Origin of the sequence: Comamonas sp. GB3 AK4-5 (assembly GCF_041320665.1) — a bacterium.
GTDB lineage: Bacteria > Pseudomonadota > Gammaproteobacteria > Burkholderiales > Burkholderiaceae_C > Comamonas.
This window is the reverse complement of record NZ_CP166730.1, coordinates 239,450-255,715: the sequence shown is the minus strand read 5'-3', so window position 1 is coordinate 255,715 and position 16,266 is coordinate 239,450. Positions and strand designations below refer to the sequence as shown.

16 protein-coding genes are annotated in these 16,266 nt (G+C 63.8%); 7 read left to right on the top strand and 9 right to left on the bottom strand.

Annotated features, from left to right (window positions below):
• Window positions 1-12: 12 nt before the first annotated feature.
• From ACA027_RS01075 to ACA027_RS01035, 9 genes are all read right to left on the bottom strand, one after another.
• On the bottom strand, window positions 13-720 hold the full coding sequence (locus tag ACA027_RS01075; RefSeq protein ID WP_370680573.1) for an ABC transporter ATP-binding protein: 708 nt from the start codon (window positions 718-720) through the stop codon (window positions 13-15).
• Entirely contained in the window at window positions 707-1,471 is a 765-nt protein-coding gene (locus ACA027_RS01070) for an ABC transporter ATP-binding protein (RefSeq protein WP_370680572.1), read from the bottom strand. Before ACA027_RS01070 ends, ACA027_RS01075 begins: the two co-directional genes overlap by 14 nt.
• Complete coding sequence (locus ACA027_RS01065) at window positions 1,458-2,450, bottom strand: branched-chain amino acid ABC transporter permease (protein ID WP_370680571.1); 993 nt, start codon at window positions 2,448-2,450, stop codon at window positions 1,458-1,460. The genes ACA027_RS01070 and ACA027_RS01065 overlap by 14 nt, the downstream gene beginning before the upstream one ends.
• Window positions 2,447-3,313 carry a branched-chain amino acid ABC transporter permease gene (locus tag ACA027_RS01060; protein WP_370680570.1) on the bottom strand — a complete coding sequence of 289 codons (867 nt, stop codon included), beginning with the start codon at window positions 3,311-3,313 and terminating at the stop codon, window positions 2,447-2,449. The genes ACA027_RS01065 and ACA027_RS01060 overlap by 4 nt, the downstream gene beginning before the upstream one ends.
• A 350-nt stretch (window positions 3,314-3,663) precedes the next feature.
• A complete protein-coding gene (locus ACA027_RS01055) occupies window positions 3,664-4,956 on the bottom strand; it encodes a TRAP transporter large permease (RefSeq protein ID WP_370680569.1) in 1,293 nt (430 codons plus the stop codon).
• 11 nt (window positions 4,957-4,967) lie between these two features.
• Window positions 4,968-5,450: a TRAP transporter small permease gene (locus ACA027_RS01050; protein ID WP_370680568.1), complete on the bottom strand. Its 483-nt coding sequence runs from the start codon at window positions 5,448-5,450 to the stop codon at window positions 4,968-4,970.
• 117 nt (window positions 5,451-5,567) lie between these two features.
• Window positions 5,568-6,533, bottom strand: coding sequence for a TRAP transporter substrate-binding protein (locus tag ACA027_RS01045; protein WP_370680567.1), 966 nt, complete (start codon window positions 6,531-6,533; stop codon window positions 5,568-5,570).
• A gap of 76 nt (window positions 6,534-6,609) precedes the next feature.
• Entirely contained in the window at window positions 6,610-7,524 is a 915-nt protein-coding gene (locus ACA027_RS01040) for an SMP-30/gluconolactonase/LRE family protein (protein WP_370680566.1), read from the bottom strand.
• Window positions 7,521-8,351 carry an NAD-dependent epimerase/dehydratase family protein gene (locus ACA027_RS01035; protein ID WP_370680565.1) on the bottom strand — a complete coding sequence of 277 codons (831 nt, stop codon included), beginning with the start codon at window positions 8,349-8,351 and terminating at the stop codon, window positions 7,521-7,523. The genes ACA027_RS01040 and ACA027_RS01035 overlap by 4 nt, the downstream gene beginning before the upstream one ends.
• A 53-nt stretch (window positions 8,352-8,404) precedes the next feature.
• Here ACA027_RS01035 and ACA027_RS01030 point away from each other — a divergent pair, with 53 nt between their 5' ends.
• The 7 genes from ACA027_RS01030 (at window position 8,405) to ACA027_RS01000 (ending at window position 16,225) form a co-directional block, all read left to right on the top strand.
• A complete protein-coding gene (locus tag ACA027_RS01030; RefSeq protein WP_370680564.1) occupies window positions 8,405-9,208 on the top strand; it encodes a FadR/GntR family transcriptional regulator in 804 nt (267 codons plus the stop codon).
• Between the two features lie 253 nt (window positions 9,209-9,461).
• Window positions 9,462-10,370 (top strand): 5-dehydro-4-deoxyglucarate dehydratase, encoded by a 909-nt coding sequence (gene kdgD, locus ACA027_RS01025; protein WP_370680563.1) that lies wholly within the window; start codon window positions 9,462-9,464, stop codon window positions 10,368-10,370.
• 30 nt (window positions 10,371-10,400) lie between these two features.
• Complete coding sequence (locus tag ACA027_RS01020; protein ID WP_370680562.1) at window positions 10,401-11,357, top strand: Bug family tripartite tricarboxylate transporter substrate binding protein; 957 nt, start codon at window positions 10,401-10,403, stop codon at window positions 11,355-11,357.
• A gap of 105 nt (window positions 11,358-11,462) precedes the next feature.
• The gene (locus ACA027_RS01015) at window positions 11,463-12,800 is read left to right on the top strand and encodes an enolase C-terminal domain-like protein (protein WP_370680561.1); all 1,338 of its coding nucleotides are present in this window, start codon (window positions 11,463-11,465) and stop codon (window positions 12,798-12,800) included.
• Window positions 12,801-12,935: 135 nt separating this feature from the next.
• A complete protein-coding gene (locus ACA027_RS01010; RefSeq protein WP_370680560.1) occupies window positions 12,936-14,429 on the top strand; it encodes an aldehyde dehydrogenase family protein in 1,494 nt (497 codons plus the stop codon).
• A gap of 99 nt (window positions 14,430-14,528) precedes the next feature.
• A complete protein-coding gene (locus ACA027_RS01005; RefSeq protein WP_370680559.1) occupies window positions 14,529-15,410 on the top strand; it encodes a LysR family transcriptional regulator in 882 nt (293 codons plus the stop codon).
• A 92-nt stretch (window positions 15,411-15,502) separates the two neighbouring features.
• Window positions 15,503-16,225: a DsbA family protein gene (locus tag ACA027_RS01000; protein WP_370680558.1), complete on the top strand. Its 723-nt coding sequence runs from the start codon at window positions 15,503-15,505 to the stop codon at window positions 16,223-16,225.
• Window positions 16,226-16,266 lie beyond the last annotated feature (41 nt).

The window sequence follows — 16,266 nt, the reverse complement described above, 5'->3', positions numbered from 1 at the left end:
GGTGCTTCATATTTATGCGCCGATGTAAGCGCGCCGGATAAAGTCATCCGCCAGCAGCTCGGCCGGCAGGCCTTCGCGCACGATGCGGCCGTTTTCCAGCACATAGGCGCGGTGGGCAATCTTCAGCGCCGCATAGGCGTTTTGCTCGGCCAGCAGCACCGTGGTGCCGGCCTGGTTGATGCGCTGTATCACCTCGAACATCTGCTTGATCACCAGCGGCGCCAGGCCCAGCGAGGGTTCATCGAGCAGCAGCACCTTGGGCCGGCCCATCATGGCGCGGCCAATGGCCACCATCTGCTGCTGGCCACCCGAGAGCGAGCCCGCCGGGTCATGCTGCTTGTCGCGCAATATGGGGAACAGGGTGAAGACCTCTTCCAGTGTCTTCTGGCTGGGCGCCGGGTCGCGACGGTGCACATAGGCCCCCAGCTCCAGGTTTTTGCGCACGCTCATCTGCGCAAACAGCTTGCGCCCTTCGGGGCATTGCACCAGGCCGCTTTGCACAATGGCCGAAGGCTTTTTGCCCAGCAGCTCCTGCCCTTGCCAGGTAATGGAGCCACCGGCCGCCTTGTGGATGCCACTGGCCGTCAAAAACATCGAGCTCTTGCCCGCGCCATTGGCGCCCAGCAGCACCACCAGCTCGCCCTGGCCTGCATGCAGATTGACCTGATCCAGGGCCAGAAAGCTGCCGTATTTCAGCGAGAGATTCTCAAATTTCAGCATGCTCGCTCCCCAGGTAGGCATCGATCACGGCCGGGTTGCGGCGCACTTCATCGGGCGTGCCTTCGGCGATTTTTTCGCCATAGCTCAGCACCAGAATCTTGTCGGCCAAGCTCATGATCATGCCCATCTTGTGTTCGATCAGCGCCACCGTGATGCCGTGGCGCACCAGCTTGCGGATCAGCTCCGCCAGGCCCTCGGTTTCCTCGGGGTTCACGCCGCCGGCGGGTTCGTCCAGCAGCATCAGCTTGGGGTCGGTGGCCAGCGCCAGCGCAAAGGCCACGCGCTTGCGCTCCTCCTGTGAGATGTCGCCCGCCATGCGCTGGGCCACATGCGACAGGCCCACAAAGTCCAGGGCGTCGCGGGCCTTTTCGCGGCACACGCGCTCCTCTTCGCGCAAGCGGCTGGAGCCGCGCAGCACATCCCACAGACCGGACTGGGTGCGCAGCCGGTGGCCCACGATGAGGTTGTCCAGCACCGTGGCGCGGTCGAACAACGCCGTGGTCTGAAAGGTGCGGGCAATGCCCAGCCTGGCCACCTGGTCGGGGCGCAGCGAAGTCACATCCTGGCCATTGAAGGTGATGGTGCCGCTGGTGGGCTGGTGGGTGGAGCTGATGAGGTTGAAGAACGTCGTCTTGCCCGCCCCGTTGGGGCCGATGATGGCGTTGACCTTGCCGGCCTCGATGGTGGTGCTGACGTCGTTCACCGCCGCCAGGCCACCGAATTTTTTCGTCAGATGTTCAATTTTCAGCATGGCGCGCTCCCTCCTTGGCCGCTTTGGCTTGCTTGGCTGCCCGGCGTGCGCGCCAGGCGGTGAAGCTGCCCACCACGCCATAGGGCATGAAGATCACCAGCATCACCAAGATGGGGCCAAACACGATGAAGCGGTACTCCTGCAAAAACTGCAGGTACTGGGTGATCCAGGGCATGCCGATGGCGCCCAAGAGCGGGCCGAACACCGTGCCCAGGCCGCCCACCATGGCGAAAATCATCATGTCGAAGGTGTGGTGCACGCCGGCCATATCAGGGCCGATGAAGCGCACAAACCCCGCGTACAGGCCACCGGCAATGCCGGCATAGAACACGCTGAGCATGAAGGCCAGCACCTTGTTGCGCATCAGGTTGATGCCCAGGGCCTCGGCCAGCTCGTCGCTGTTGCGGATGGCGATGAAGGTGCGGCCCAGCAGCGACTTGACGATGCGGCGCATCACCCACACCAGCAGCACCAGAAAACACAGCACAAAGTAGTACATGCGCAGCGGTGTGTCGAAGCTCAGCGCGCCAATGGCCTCGGGCTCGGGGATGCCCATGATGCCCACGGTGCCGTGGGTCAGGTCTTCCCATTTCTCGATCAGCAAAAACATGATGTAGCCCACGCACAGCGTGAAGATCGAGAAGTAATGGCCCTTGAGGCGCAGAGAGATGATGCCGATCACATAGCCCAGCACCACGCACACCAGGCCGGACATGGCCAGGCCGGCCCAGAAGGTCCAGCCATGGTCCACGGTGAGAATGCCCACGGTGTAGGCCCCCACGGCCATAAAGCCGGCATGGGCCAGATTCAGCTGGCCGGTGTAGCCCGTGATCAGGTTCAGGCCCAGCGTGGCAATGGCAAAGATATAGGCCGTGCTCATCACCGTGAGGTGGTAGTCGTTGCCGGCGAACCAGGGAAAGGCGATACCGGCAGCCAGCAGCAATGCCCAGGCCAGTTTGCTGTCGATAAAGCTCTTCATGCGCGCCCCCTGGGTGCAAACAGGCCCTGAGGACGCAGGGACAGAATCACCACCAGCAGCACAAAGGCGATGATGTCCTTGTAGTCGGTGGAGAGGTAGTAGGCGCCAAAGCTCTCGGCAAAGCCCAGGATCAGCCCCCCGGCCACGGCGCCGGGGATGCTGCCCATGCCGCCCAGGATGATGATCACAAAGGCCTTGGTGATGACCAGATGGCCCATGGCCGGATAGACCAGGTTGATGGGCGCATACAGCGCCGCCGCCACGGCCGCCAGGGCGCCGGAGATGGCAAACGTCATCATGGCCACGCGGTTGGCATCGATGCCCACCATGGACGCGCCTTCGCGGTTCTGGGCCATGGCGATGATGGTCGAGCCCGTGGTGGTGCGCGTCAGAAACAGGTGCAGCGCCACCATCAGCGCAAACGCCGCCACCACGATCAGCAAACGCTGCAGCGGCACGGTGATGCCGCCCATTTCCACGATGCTGGTGTAGGGCGTGGGCATGCGCTGGAAGTCCGCACCCCACAGCACCTGGGCACCGGCCTCCAGAAACAGCAGCAGGCCGATGGAGGCGATCTTGGGGTGCAGCGGCGATGCATTGCGCAACGGGTTGAACACCAGGCGCTCGCTGAGCATGCCCAGAACGGCCACTGTCACCGCCGCCATCAGCATGGCCGCCCAGTAGCCCCAGCTCCAGGCCACCATGGCATGCAGGGCCACAAAGGCGCCGATCATGTAGAAACCGCCATGCGCGAAATTGGGCACGTGCAAGATGCCGTACACCAAGGTCAGCCCCAGGGCCACCAGGCCGTAGATGCCACCCAGGGTCAGCCCATTGAGCACTTGTTGCAGAAAGGCGTCCATGTCAACGACCTCCCTGCCCACCGCCCGCCGCTTTCCAGCGGGCCGGACGCTTGCTGTCACCGCGCATATTGCACTCCTTGTTGCGTAAGCCACCGGTGCCGCAAAAGCACCGAACGGCGTCCATACTCAGCCAAGGAGGCTGGCAACAACAAGAAGGCTGTTCTGCATTGCAGAACACACAGGGCAAACACCCATTATTTTGCGTAACCCAGATGACAGACCGGCAGTGCCCGTCACCGCGCTTTGCGGGTCAACCCTGAGCCAAGTCCCATGCGATATGCCTGGACAAAAAAAGGGCCGCAATCTGCGGCCCCAAGGCAGGAACTGAACCACTCCTGCCAACCGCAGCACTAGGCAGCCATAAACCAGTTGGGCAACCAGCTGGCAAATGCGGGCACAAAGGTCACCAGGGCCAATGCAAAGATCAACGCGCCGTAGAAGGGCCAGATGGTGCGCATCACCTTGCCCACCGATACCTCTCCAATCGCGCAGCCTATGAACTGCGTGCTGCCCACCGGCGGGGTGTTCAGCCCCAGGGCACAGTTGATGAGCATCACCACCCCGAACTGCACCGAGCTCATGCCGTAGTGCTGCGCAATCGGCAAGAAAATGGGTGTGCACAGCAAGATGGTGGCGGCCATGTCGAGAAAGGTGCCCAGCACGAACAAGATGATGTTGATCAGCAGAAAAATCACCCATGGCGTGGAGCTCACCTGGGACAGCATCTGCCCGGTCAGCTCGGCCACGCCATACAGGCTGATGAGGTAGCCAAAGCTGCTGGAGATGCCGATGAGCAGCAAGATGATGCCGGTGTTGCGCACCGCCTTGGTGGCGGCCTGGAGGAAGTGGCTCCAGCGCAGGCTGCGGTAGAGAAACGCCGTCAGCACCAGGGCATAGAGCACGGCCACCACGGCCGATTCGGAGGCGGTGAACACGCCCGACAAAATGCCGCCCAGAATCAGCACGATCACGAACAGCCCCGGCAATGCGGCGGCAAAACAGCGCCCCACCATGCCCCAGCCCGGAAAGCTGCCCGCCGGGTACCCACGGCGGCGCGCCACCATATAGGCGGCGATCAGGTTGCTCACCGTCAGCAGCAGCGCGGGCACTAGGCAGGCCAGAATCAGCGCCGCAATCGACACCTTGCCGCCAGCTGCCAGGGCATAGATGATGATGTTGTGGCTGGTGGGCATCAGCGCCCCCACCAGGGCCGCATGCGTGGTCACATTGACGGCGTAGTCCGCGTGGTAGCCCTCTTTCTTCATCATCGGGATCATCACCGCGCCCATGGCCGACACATCGGCCACCGGCGAGCCCGACACCCCGCCAAACAAAGTGCAGGCCACCACATTGGACATGCCCAGGCCACCGCGTACATGGCCCACCAGGGCCCGTGCAAAGTTGACGATGCGATCGGCAATGCCGCCATGCAGCATCAGCTCGCCGGCAAAGATGAAGAAGGGAATGGCCAGGAACGAGAACACGCTCATGCCCGATGTCATTTGCTGAAAGCCCACCGCCAGCGGCAGACCCTCATACAGCAAGGTCGCCAGCGCCGACAGGCCGATGGAGAAGGCCACGGGCACGCCCAGCAGCAGCAGCGAGGTAAACGACAGACACAGAATCAGCAAGGGGATGGTCATCGTGCGTCTCCTTACATGACTTCGATCTCACGTCCCTGCGCCAGCGCCAGGATGTGTTCGATGGAAAACAGCACGATCAGGCAGCCGCAGATCACGGCCGGGATGTATTTCCACCCCTCGGAGATGCCCAGGGTGGGCAGCCGATAGGCCCACACCGATTCCGCCAACGATGCGCAGCTGCAGGCCATGGCTGCGCCGAAGAGCAGCACGAACAGATGGATCACATATTCCATCCGTATGCGCAGCCAGTCGGGCGCCAGCACCAACAAGGACTCCAGCCCGATGTGACCGGCATTGCGCACGCCCACGGCCACGCCAAACATGGTCACATACAGCACCATCAGCAACGCCAGGCTCTCGGCCCAGGTGGGGGTGTTGTTCAGCACATAACGCCCAAACACCTGCCAGCTCACGGCTGCAATCAATCCCATCAACCCCACCACGCCCAGCCACAGACACAGAGCGGACAAGGCTCTACTCATCTTGGTATACATGTTTGATCCAAACAGGCCGCTCACGCTTTATCCATAAGCACAAGTAGCTATCGTTTTTAAATTCCCCGCATCGATGCCATGCGATGCGGGGCAGGCTTTCTTTTTGCCAACCGCGCTTTACTGGGTGTCCTGCACGCGCTTGACCAGGTCTTTCAACTTGGCGTCGGTGATGAACTTGTCATAGACCGGTCGCATCGCGGCCTGGAACGGCGCCTTGTCGATCTCGATGATTTCCGCACCGCCGGCCTTCACCAGCGCCAGCGACTTGGCCTCGCGCTCGGCCCATTGACGGCGCATATAGGGCACCGACTCCTTGGCTGCCTGGCGCACCCAGGCTTGCTCCTGCGGTGAGAGCTTGTCGAACACGCGCTTGCTGAACAGCACGATTTCGGGGGCCATGGAATGCTCGGTCTTGGTGAAGTACTTGGCCACCTCGAAGGCGCGCGAGCTTTCATAGGTGGGGTAGTTGTTTTCTGCCGCATCGATGAGGCTGGTTTTCAGGCCGGTGTAAACCTCGCCCATGGGCATGGGCGTGGCGTTGGCGCCCATGGCTTCGAGCATGCTCACCCACAGGTCGGACTGCTGCACGCGCACCTTCATGCCCTTCATGTCGGCAAAGCTTCTGATCGGTTTCTTGGCAGTGAACATAGAGCGCGCACCGCTGTCATAAAACGCCAGCCCGATGAAGCCTTGCTTTTCGCAGGCCTTCAAGATCTCCTCGCCTATGGGGCCATCGAGCACCTTGTGCATATGCGCCGTCGACCGGAACAGAAACGGCATGGTGGGCACAATGGTTTCCCTGCACACATTGTTCATGGCGCCCACATTCACACGCACCATGGCCAGCGCACCGATCTTGGCCTGCTCTATGGTTTCCTTCTCGCCCCCCAGCGAGCCGCTGGGATACAGCCGGATGCTGTGCTTGCCCCCTGACAGGGTCTTCAGGCGCTCGCCCATGAAGTGGATGGCGAGCACGGTGGGATAGTCTTCGGGCTGGATGTCGGAGGCGCGAAATTCCGTGGCGCTCGCCGCCATCGACACCAAACTGACGGCCAGGGCCGTCCACAGTTTCTTGAATCGCATAGATCTACCTTTTGTGTGGAGAAAGTGGGTGCAGGCCATGTGCCCTCGCCGTGCCTGCGTTGCGCTGTCTTCGTCTTCATTCCCCCTTGAAAGCGGTTTCGGCCAGCCCTTGCACACCGGGCTGCAGCGCGAAAACACCTCCCGCCAGGGGTTGGTCCGCCAGGTCCACGCCTTGCGGGCGTATGGATGTGACGAACAAGGTGTCCAGATCACGCCCGCCAAAGGCGCACATGGCCGGTTTCTTGACGGGTACGACCAGGGAGCGGTCCAGTTTTCCGGCCGGGGTGAAGCGGTGCACCAGGCCGGCGTCGTTGCCGCAAATCCAGTAACCCCCGTCCACATCCATGGCTGCCCCATCGGGCCGGCCGGGCAGGGGCTGCATATCGACCCACACTCGGCGCTTGCTGGGCGTTCCGGTGTCGATGTCGTAATCAAAGGCCCAGATGGTTTGCGACAGCGGATGCGAGTCCGACAGGTACATGGTTTTGCCGTCCGGGCTGAAGGCCAGGCCATTCGGGGTCAGCAGCGGCCCGAGCCGTAAATCGGTGGCGCTCCCGCTGTGCAGCTCCTGCGCGCCCAGCCGGTACACCTGCCCCACCGGCCGGGCGGCCGCCATGTCCATCAGCATGGTCCCGGCAATGAAGCGCCCCTGGCGATCGCAGCGGCCATCGTTGAAGCGCATGCCCGGCATGGGGTGCTCCACCCTGGCCAGCGCCTGCACGCTTGCGCGGCCATAGCCCTCATCCAGCGTCACCTCATACAACCCGTCTTCCAGGCCCGCAATCCACCGCTGGGGATCACCCTGGTAGGGGGCCATGCAGGCCAGCATCTGCGGCAATTTCCAGCGCATATGCTGGGCAAGTTCCGCCTGCCAGCGGTGCAGCACCCCATGTGGAATGTCGGCCCAATACAGCGCCTGTTCGGCCGCCTGCCAGACGGGGCTTTCTCCCGTGGCATTGTGCACATCCAGGACCAGCTCGGCGGCACTCATGCAACGTCTCCGGCCTCGTCACCAAACGGGCCATAGGCCGTAAAGACGCCGCCCTGGTAGAGGGCAACTGGGTCGTTGGCAGCCGGGGCCGCCAGGGCTTCGATCTCGGTCCGCCAGGGCTCCGAGCTGTCCTGTGGTGCAAAGCCCAGATGGGCGGCCGCATGGTTGTCCCACCAGCCGTCCCGGTTGGCCGACGCCCCATACACCACCGTATGGCCCACATTCGGCGTGAACAGGCCTTTGCTGATGAGCTGTACCAGATCGTCATAGCTGAGCCAGGTACTCAGCATGCGGCGGTCTTTGGGCGCGGGCACCGACGTACCGATGCGCATGCTCACGGTCTCTATCCCGTAGCGGTCAAAGTAAAAGTTCGCGACATCCTCGCCAAAGGACTTGGACAGGCCATAAAAGCTGTCGGGGCGGCGGCGCACATGGGCGTCGATCTTTTCGGTCTGCTTGTAAAAACCGATCACATGGTTGGAGCTGGCAAACACCACCCGCCGCACGCCATGGCAGCGCGCGGCTTCGTACACATTGACGACGCCGGCAATATTGGCCTGCAGCACCTCTTCAAAAGGCCGCTCCACCGAGATACCGCCCATGTGCACGATGGCATCACAGCCGGCCACCAGCGCATGCACCGCGCTTTTGTCCGACAGGTCGCATGCCATGAGCTCTTCAAAGCTGCCTTGGGCCGGCGCCATCTCGGCCACATCCGACAGCCGCATCACCTCTGCAAAAGGGCGCAGGCGCTCGCGCAGCACCCGCCCCAATCCACCGGCAGCGCCCGTCAACAATAATCGGTGAAATTTGTATCTTGCAAACATCTGTTTTGTACGTATAGTGATACGTTGTCATACAACATAGCGCAATTATTATCATGACCATCAGCCCGCCACCCTCGGAGTTACCCGAGTCTGCCGCCACGTCCGCCACCCCAGAAGGCAGCGCACTGCGCAGCCGATCCGGTCGCGGCAGCCGCAACCTCGCCAATCTGCTGTCGGAAGAGTTCGAGGCCAAGATTCGCCAGGGCCAGCTCAAGGAAGGCGACAAGCTGCCCACCGAATCCGACCTGGTGCGCAGCTACGACGTCAGTCGCACCGTGGTGCGCGAGGCGCTGTCCAAACTCCAGGCCGCCGGCCTGGTGGAAACCCGCCACGGCATAGGCACTTTTGTGCTCTCGGCACGCCCGGCCTCCAGCCTGGTGCTCAGCGCCCATGAGCTGCACGAGGCCATGGATGTGCTGGCCATACTGGAGCTGCGCATCAGCCTGGAAACCGAGGCGGCCAGCCTGGCCGCACAACGCAGAAAAAGTGAGCACCTGCAGTCCATGCGCGATGCACTCCAGGCTTTTGAGCACCATTTCGCACAGGGCAAGGAGACCGTCAGCCACGACCTGGCCTTTCACCTCAGCATTGCCCAGGCCACGGGCAATCGCTATTTCCAGGAGATCCTGCAGCACTTCGGCAGCATGCTGATTCCGCGCAACCGCATCGCTTCCATCGACAGGCCCGCGCGCGACCCCGACTACCTGCGCCGCGTGAACCGCGAGCACGAAGAGATTTACGCCGCCATCGAGCGGCAAGACGCCGACTCGGCCCGCGCCGCCATGCGCATCCACCTGACAAACTCACGCGAACGCCTGCGCCTGGCCCGCCAGGCCGGCGACAGCAGCAGCGACTGAACCGAACCCGGCCATCCTGCGCCGCCATGGCGCAGCGCCCTCTGCACGCCTTTTTCCGCCCTCATCACGAGGCCGCCGCAGCACGCACGCTGCAACAAGGAGACACACAGCCTCGCGTTTCCCCCTAGCTTCTTTGCGTGGAATCAGAAGAACTCAACTTGTATGATGACTGATATCAAAATAGGCCCCAAGCCCTTTTCGGCATGGCTGGCGCTTGCCGCTGTTTTCTGTCCCCCTTCATTCAAGGAGTCCCATGAGCCCCCAAGAAGTCAAACATGTCATGCGTTCCGGTTTGTTGTCGTTCCCGGTGACGGACTTTGACCATCACGGACATTTCAATCCCAAGGGCTATGCAAAGCGCCTGGAATGGCTGGCCCCCTATGGCGCCAGTGCACTGTTCGCGGCCGGCGGCACGGGGGAGTTTTTCTCGCTGACTGCCGAGGAATATCCGCAGATCATCCAGACAGCGGTGAACACCTGCAAAGGCAAGGTGCCCATCATTGCCGGCGCGGGCGGCCCCACGCGCTTTGCCATCCAGTGCGCACAGGCGGCAGAAGCGGCAGGCGCCCATGGCATCTTGCTGATGCCCCACTACATGACCGAGGCCAGCCAGCAAGGTCTCGCGGCCCATGTGGAAGCCGTGTGCCGCAACGTGCAATTCGGCGTCGTCATCTACAACCGCGGCGTCAGCCGTTTCAAGCCGGAGACCGTGGCCCGGCTGTGCGAACGCAACCCGAATCTGGTGGGCTTCAAGGACGGCGTGGGTGACGTCGAGGCCATGACCGCCATGTACCTGACCATGGGGGACCGCCTGGCTTATCTGGGCGGCCTGCCTACGGCAGAGGTCTATGCCGCAGCCTACAAGGCGCTGGGCACACCGGTGTATTCCTCCGCCGTCTTCAACTTCATCCCCCGCACCGCCATGCGCTTTTATGAGGCGGTGAGAACCGATGACCACGCGACACAGCAGCAGCTGCTCCGGGATTTCTTCATGCCCTATCTGCAGATCCGCAACCGCAGCGAAGGCTATGCCGTGTCCATCGTGAAAGCAGGCGCCAAGCTGGTCGGCCACGATGCAGGCCCGGTGCGCACGCCCCTGGCCGAGCTGCAGCCCGAAGAGCTGGACATGCTGGCCGCCTTGATCGACAAGGTCGAGAAATAAGCCCACCACCGCCCACGCAAAAAGGCACACATGAAAAAAATATGGCTGACCTGGGCCGCCGCGCTGGCACTTGCCGGACATGCTGCGCCCTGGCCCGAAAGGGCGGTGACCGTGGTGGTCCCCTTTCCTGCTGGCGGCTCCACGGATACCGTGGCCCGCACCATGGCCCTGCACATGGGCGAGCACCTGGGCAAGCCCTTTGTGGTGGAAAACCGCCCCGGGGCAACCGGCACGCTGGGCGCGGGCGCCGTCAAGCGCGCGCCCGCCGATGGCTACACCTTGCTGGTGACCTCGCTGGGGCCTTTGGTGATCACCCCCCATTTGGTGAAGAACCTCGCCTACGACGCACAACAGGACTTTGACTACATCACCATGGCCGTGCAGGCGCCCAATGTGCTGGTGACCAATGCCAGGCACAAGGCGCGCAGCGTGGCCGATGTGATCGAAGAGCTGAAGGCCCAGCCTGGCCAGCGCAGCTTTGCCAGCTCTGGCAACGGCTCGTCCGACCATCTCTCGGCCGAGCTGTTCTGGCAGCAGACCGGCACCACCGGCATCCATGTGCCCTACAAGGGCGGTGCCCCGGCCATCACCGATCTGCTGGGGGGCCAGGTGGACTATGCCTTCCAGAACATCAATGCCGTGCTCCCCCATCTGCGCAACGGCAAGCTGGTCGCCCTGGCCGTCACGGGCAGTCACCGCATTCCCGCCCTGCCTTATGTGCCCACGCTGGCCGAGTCAGGTGTGAAGGGTGCCGAAGTCTATTCATGGCAGGGCATGGTGGCCCCCAAGGGCCTGCCTGCCGACATCAAGGCCAAGCTGGCCCAGGCGGCCATTTCCGCCATGCGACTGCCCGAGGTACAGGAGCGCTTCATCGCCCAGGGCTTCGAAATCATTGGCAACAGCCCGACGGCGTTCGCCCGTTTTCAAGCCCAGGAGTCCGAGCGCTGGAAGCAGCTCATCCAGCTGCGCAAGATCACGGCCAATTAAGGCCCAGGCGCCCACCGCCCTTGGTGCGCCATGGCTTCACCAGTGCTCCCAGACACCGGCGCAGCCCCATCACTCCCGATGTTTTTGCCTTTGCTGCACACCACCATGCACCACACGCCCACCATCACCGAGATCGAGATCATTCCCGTTGCCGGACGCGACGGCATGCTGATGAACCTCAGCGGTGCCCATGCGCCTTATTTCACGCGCAACGTGGTGCTGCTGCACGACAGCAGCGGACACACCGGCGTCGGCGAAGTGCCGGGAGGCGACGCTATTCGCCGGGCATTGGAAGACAGCAAGCAGCTGTTGATCGGCCAGCCCATAGGGCAGCACCTGCAGCTGCTGCAACGGCTGCAAGCCTTTCTGGCCGGCCGTGACAGCGCAGGGCGTGGCCTGCAGACCTTTGACCTGCGCGTCGCCGTGCATGCGGTCACCGCCATCGAATGCGCGCTGCTGGACCTGCTGGGACAGCGTCTGGGCGTGCCCATAGCCGCGCTGCTGGGCGAAGGCCAGCAGCGCGAGCGCGTGGAAATGCTGGGCTATCTGTTCTTTGTCGGCCCCAGCACGCAGACCCGGCTGCCCTACCTCCAACCTGGCCAGGACCCATGGGACCTGGGCGACTGGGCACAGGTGCGCCACCAGACCGCCATGACGCCCGATGCCATCGTGCGCCAGGCCGAGGCCGCCTACGCACGCTACGGCTTCAATGACTTCAAGCTCAAGGGTGGCGTGCTGCCGGGCGAGCAGGAGATCGAAGCCGTCACCGCACTGGCCCAGCGCTTTCCCCAGGCCCGCATCACGCTGGACCCCAACGGGGGCTGGCTGCTGAAAGACGCCATCCGCCTGATGCGCGATATGCGCGGCACTCTGGCCTATGCCGAAGACCCCTGCGGGGCCGAGGGCGGTTTTTCTGGCCGGGAGGTGATGGCGGAATTCCGCCGCGCCACCGGCCTGCCCACGGCCACCAATATGGTGGCCACCGACTGGCGCCAGATGGTGCATGCGCTGTCGCTGCAATCGGTGGACATCCCGCTGGCCGACCCCCATTTCTGGACCATGGCCGGCGCCGTGCGCGTGGGCCAGACCTGCCGCGACTGGGGGCTGACCTGGGGCTCGCACTCCAACAACCACTTCGATATCTCGCTGGCCATGTTCACCCATGTGGCGGCCGCCGTTCCCGGCAAGGTCACGGCCATCGACACCCACTGGATCTGGCAGGACGGCCAATACCTGACGCAGAACCCGCTGCAGATCCAGGGCGGCTTTGTCGAAGTGCCCAAGACCCCGGGCCTGGGCGTGACCGTGGACCGCGCCGCCCTGCTGCGCGCCAACGCCCTGTACCTGGAGCATGGCCTGGGCGCCCGCGACGATGCCATGGCCATGCAACACCTCATCCCCGGCTGGAGCTTTGATCCCAAGCGACCCTGCATGGCGAGATGAAGCCCTGTGCTGCTGCGCGCCTTCCCCGCCAGGGAAAGCCTTGCGGGCACCTCCTTGGTACAGCCAGGCCGCGTCACTGAGCGGGCTGCGGCCCGAACGCTGTCCTTCCGACCTTCTTCTTTCACGGAGTCCCCGATGCCCCGCTACGACAACCTCATCAACGGCCAATGGACGGCCGCTGCCAGCTACCAGGCCAATACCAACCCCAGCGATCTGGCCGATGTGGTCGGTGAATACGCCCAGGGCACGGCCGAGGATGTGCAAACCGCCGTGGCCGCAGCCACTGCGGCCTTTCCGGCCTGGAGCCTCTCGGGCATACAGGCCCGCCACGACGCCCTGCTGAAGATTGGCAACGAGCTCCTGGCCCGCAAGGCCGAACTGGGCGATCTGCTGGCCCGCGAAGAGGGCAAGACCCTGGCCGAGGCCATAGGCGAAGTCGGGCGCGCCGGCCAGATCTTCCAGTTCTTTGCCGGGGAATGCCTGCGCCTGGCGGGCGAGTCGATTCCGTCGCTGCGCCCCGGCGTTGGGGTGGAAATCAGCCGCGAGCCCCTGGGCGTGGTGGGCCTGATCACGCCGTGGAACTTCCCCATGGCCATCCCGGCCTGGAAGATTGCACCCGCCCTGGCCTTTGGCAATTGCGTGGTGCTCAAGCCTGCCGAGCTGGTGCCCGGCAGCGCCTGGGCGCTGGCCGACATCATCCAGCGCAGCGGCATTCCCGCCGGCGTATTCAACCTGGTCATGGGAACGGGCCGGGTGATTGGCGAGGCCTTGGTCCACCACCCGGGTATCGCGGCCATCAGCTTTACCGGTTCGGTCGGCGTGGGCCGAGGCATTGCCAAGGCCTGCGCCGCAAACGGCAAAAAGGTGCAACTGGAAATGGGCGGAAAAAACCCGCAGCTGGTGCTGGACGACGCCGATCTGCCCCAGGCCGTGGAGCTAGCGGCGCAAAGCTGTTTTTATTCCACCGGCCAGCGCTGCACGGCCTCCAGCCGCCTCATCGTGACCGATCAGATCTACCCCGCTTTTGTGCAGGCATTGCAAGCGCGCATGGCCAACCTCCGCGTCGGTGATGCACGTGCCGCCAACACCGACATCGGCCCCGTGGTGAGCCAGGCCCAGCTGGAGCAAGACCTGCACTCTGTGGACATTGCCCAGGCCGAGGGCGCGGTGCTCGCTGCTGGCGGGACCCGCGTGGGCTGCCACACGGGCAGCGGCAAGCTGGGGTTCTTCATGCAGCCCGCACTGCTGGTGGACAGCACCGCCGAGATGCGCATCAACCGCGAAGAAGTGTTTGGCCCGGTGGCCAGCGTGGTCCGCGTGCGGGACTACGAAGAAGCCCTGCACATGGCCAATGACACCGAGTTCGGTCTGTCCGCCGGCATTGCCACCACCAGCCTGAAATACGCCACCCACTTCAAACGCCACAGCCAGGCCGGCATGGTGATGGTGAACCTGCCCACGGCAGGCGTGGACTACCACGTTCCCTTTGGCGGCCGCAAGGGCTCCAGCTACGGCCCGCGCGAGCAAGGCCGCTATGCCCAAGAGTTCTACACCACGGTCAAGACGGCGTACACGCTGGGCGCGTATGCATGGTGTTTTGGGCCGCTCAAGCAAGCTGCAAACGCTTGAGCAGCTCATTTTTCAGAAGCAAAGCGCATACGCCCGGGCCGCGTCGGCCCCACTGCGCAAGCTGCTACGCTGCGGGCCACGTTTTTGCTTTTCTCTCGCATGGATACGCTCACCCCTTTGCGCGCCTTTCGGCGCATTGTTGAACTGGGCAGCATTGCCAAGGCGGCCGATGCACTGGACCTGTCCTCGGCCGCGCTCAGCAAACAGCTGCGCGCGCTGGAAGCCCAGCTGGGCGCCGTGCTGATCCAGCGCACCACGCGCCGCATGAGCCTGACCGATACCGGTCAGGCCTATTACGCCGAATGCTGCCGGCTGCTGGATGGCTTTGACGCGCTGGAACAATCGGTGCGCGCCCAGTCGCAGCAGGTGGCGGGGCGGCTGCGCGTGAACGCCCCGCTGTCGTTTGCGCTGAGCACGCTGGCGCCGCTGCTGGCGCGCTTTATGCAGCGCCATCCGCAGTTGCAAATCGATCTGTCCATGGAAGACCGGCTGGTGGACGCCGTGGGCCAGGGCTTTGATGTCTCCATACGCCTGAGCGCTGAGCTGGCCGACTCCTCACTGATTGCGCGGCGCCTGGCCTCGCTGTCGCAAATGCTGTGCGCATCGCCTGCCTATTTGCAGCAGCGCGGCCGCCCGAGCAGCGTGGCCGCGCTGCGTGAGCACGCCCTGCTGCACTACAGCCTGGCACAGGCCGACGATGGCCTGGAAGCCCCGACCGAAGCGCGTGCCAGCGTCAACAACAGCCTGATGCTGCGCGAGCTGCTGGTGGCCGGCCTGGGCATTGGTGCGTTGCCGTCCTTTCTCGCCCAGCCGGCGATAGCGGCAGGCCAGCTTGTGGCACTGGATTTTCCGGGCCAATCCACGCCGGCACGCCATGTCTACGCGGTCTATCCCACGCAGCGCCACCTGCTGCCCAAGGTGCGGGCCTTTGTGGACTTTCTGGCCGAGGAGCTGCCAGCTGCCATGGGCGGGGATTCTTGACGCTGGGTTAAGAGTTTCTCAAGCACAGGCCTCTTACTCGCACAGGGCCTGCGCCCTACGCTTGCGGTCCATCAGCCATGAAGGACACAAGCATGACGCAATGCCATGATTTCGCCTGCGCTTTGCCCGCGCAAACCCCAGCACAAAGCGCCGCCCAACCTGCCTCCACCACGGCCCTGCCTGCGGCAGCACAGAGCGCCCCCACCATCGATTTCTTCCATGACGTGGTCTGCGGCTGGTGCTATGTGATGTCGCCCCGCCTGCGCCAGGTGGCAAGCGAGCTGGGCCTGCGTGTGCGCCAGCGCAGCTTTGTGCTGCAGGCCTCGCGCGCCGAGATGGTGGCGACGTTTGGCTCCATGGAGCAGGCCAAGCACACCATTCTGGGCCACTGGGAGGCCTGCGCCCGGCATGACGACGCGCAGCGCATCGACATTGCAGGCATGCGCCGCGAAAGCTTTGAATACCCCAGCGGCATGGCCGGTGCGTTGGCCTGCCAGGCCGCCCAGATTCTGGAGGGCGACGCGGCCCACTGGGATCTGTTCGACGCCATACAGCACGCCCATCTGAGCGCCCACCGCAACATTGGCGACGCCGAGGTGCTGCTGGACATTGCCACCCGCACCGGCTTTGAACGCAATGCTTTTGCACGTTGCATGGAAAGCCCCGAGGCACTGCATCTGGTCCACCAAGACCGCGCACTGGCCCAGCGCATGGGCCTGCATGCCATTCCCACCTTGATCGCCCCGGGCCTGCCGCCGCAGCAAACCCAACCCCTGGCCGCACTGCGTGAGCGGCTGCGTGGCCTGCTGGGCTGATCACTTCTTCCTCTCGCGTCTCTCGCGCTTTCATTCCCGCG

Bases quoted from the DNA above. Each gene is read 5' to 3' on its own strand.
- ACA027_RS01075 (WP_370680573.1), bottom strand. From the start codon at position 720: ATGCTGAAATTTGAGAATCTCTCGCTGAAATACGGCAGCTTTCTGGCC.
- kdgD (WP_370680563.1), top strand. From the start codon at position 9,462: ATGAGCCCCCAAGAAGTCAAACATGTCATGCGTTCCGGTTTGTTGTCG.
- ACA027_RS01060 (WP_370680570.1), bottom strand. From the start codon at position 3,313: ATGGACGCCTTTCTGCAACAAGTGCTCAATGGGCTGACCCTGGGTGGC.
- ACA027_RS01000 (WP_370680558.1), top strand. From the start codon at position 15,503: ATGACGCAATGCCATGATTTCGCCTGCGCTTTGCCCGCGCAAACCCCA.
- ACA027_RS01055 (WP_370680569.1), bottom strand. From the start codon at position 4,956: ATGACCATCCCCTTGCTGATTCTGTGTCTGTCGTTTACCTCGCTGCTG.
- ACA027_RS01020 (WP_370680562.1), top strand. From the start codon at position 10,401: ATGAAAAAAATATGGCTGACCTGGGCCGCCGCGCTGGCACTTGCCGGA.
- ACA027_RS01005 (WP_370680559.1), top strand. From the start codon at position 14,529: ATGGATACGCTCACCCCTTTGCGCGCCTTTCGGCGCATTGTTGAACTG.
- ACA027_RS01045 (WP_370680567.1), bottom strand. From the start codon at position 6,533: ATGCGATTCAAGAAACTGTGGACGGCCCTGGCCGTCAGTTTGGTGTCG.
- ACA027_RS01065 (WP_370680571.1), bottom strand. From the start codon at position 2,450: ATGAAGAGCTTTATCGACAGCAAACTGGCCTGGGCATTGCTGCTGGCT.
- ACA027_RS01030 (WP_370680564.1), top strand. From the start codon at position 8,405: ATGACCATCAGCCCGCCACCCTCGGAGTTACCCGAGTCTGCCGCCACG.
- ACA027_RS01070 (WP_370680572.1), bottom strand. From the start codon at position 1,471: ATGCTGAAAATTGAACATCTGACGAAAAAATTCGGTGGCCTGGCGGCG.
- ACA027_RS01040 (WP_370680566.1), bottom strand. From the start codon at position 7,524: ATGAGTGCCGCCGAGCTGGTCCTGGATGTGCACAATGCCACGGGAGAA.
- ACA027_RS01015 (WP_370680561.1), top strand. From the start codon at position 11,463: ATGCACCACACGCCCACCATCACCGAGATCGAGATCATTCCCGTTGCC.
- ACA027_RS01050 (WP_370680568.1), bottom strand. From the start codon at position 5,450: ATGTATACCAAGATGAGTAGAGCCTTGTCCGCTCTGTGTCTGTGGCTG.
- ACA027_RS01010 (WP_370680560.1), top strand. From the start codon at position 12,936: ATGCCCCGCTACGACAACCTCATCAACGGCCAATGGACGGCCGCTGCC.
- ACA027_RS01035 (WP_370680565.1), bottom strand. From the start codon at position 8,351: ATGTTTGCAAGATACAAATTTCACCGATTATTGTTGACGGGCGCTGCC.